Source organism: Neptuniibacter sp. (assembly GCF_024231755.1).
GTDB lineage: Bacteria > Pseudomonadota > Gammaproteobacteria > Pseudomonadales > Balneatricaceae > Neptuniibacter.
This window is the reverse complement of sequence record NZ_JAAEQH010000288.1, coordinates 1-653: the sequence shown is the minus strand read 5'-3', so window position 1 is coordinate 653 and position 653 is coordinate 1. Positions and strand designations below refer to the sequence as shown.

At 43.2% G+C, this 653-nt stretch carries 1 protein-coding gene; it reads left to right on the top strand.

All coding sequences use genetic code 11. The annotated features are described in order from the left end of the window. On the top strand, positions 1–475 hold a 475-nt coding region (locus tag GY843_RS16945), incomplete at its 5' end, for a hypothetical protein (RefSeq protein ID WP_297311334.1). Between the last annotated feature and the right edge of the window lie 178 nt (positions 476–653).

The following is a 653-nucleotide window of genomic DNA, read 5'->3' as shown; positions in this document are numbered from 1 at the left end:
TCGGGATGGTACGTATATATATGACAGTGAGGGAAAACCTGTCGAGTTTCTAGCTTCAAGCTATGGCGAACTAGAATTCAGGACTGAATTTGAATATGATCATTTGGGGCGGGAAACCCAATATATCATGTATTCAGTGGATGGTTCGGTAAATCAAAAAGGTACATTCAAGTACAATACCGATGGAACTTACGAAGAGTCAACCTATCTCAACCGCGAAGGAGAGTTATCATTGATTGGTGTCAAAAAGTATGACCGCAATGACAACGTAATTGTGAGCATCTACTACCCATCAGAAGCTTACGGTGATGCTCGCACCAGTACGTACTCATATGAAGAGTTAGAACACGATCATCATGGTAATTGGACCAAACGATACGAGACTATTCAACCTGTTGATCATGATAGTGACGAGGTAGAAACAAGAAGCTTGGCTCAATTTCGCACTATTACCTATTACGATGAAACGCGATAGCTCTCCCAGGTAATATTTAACAGCCTAACAACTCATTGCAGTGCGACTGCCGGGGCGGTCTCCTTTGAGCTTAGACCCGCATCCGAAGACTTTCCATTTTCAGTCCGGTCGGCACGAGGGAATTAACATGTCTAACCAATACTCTCAATATTCTGCTATAATGCCAGCAAGGTTTGGG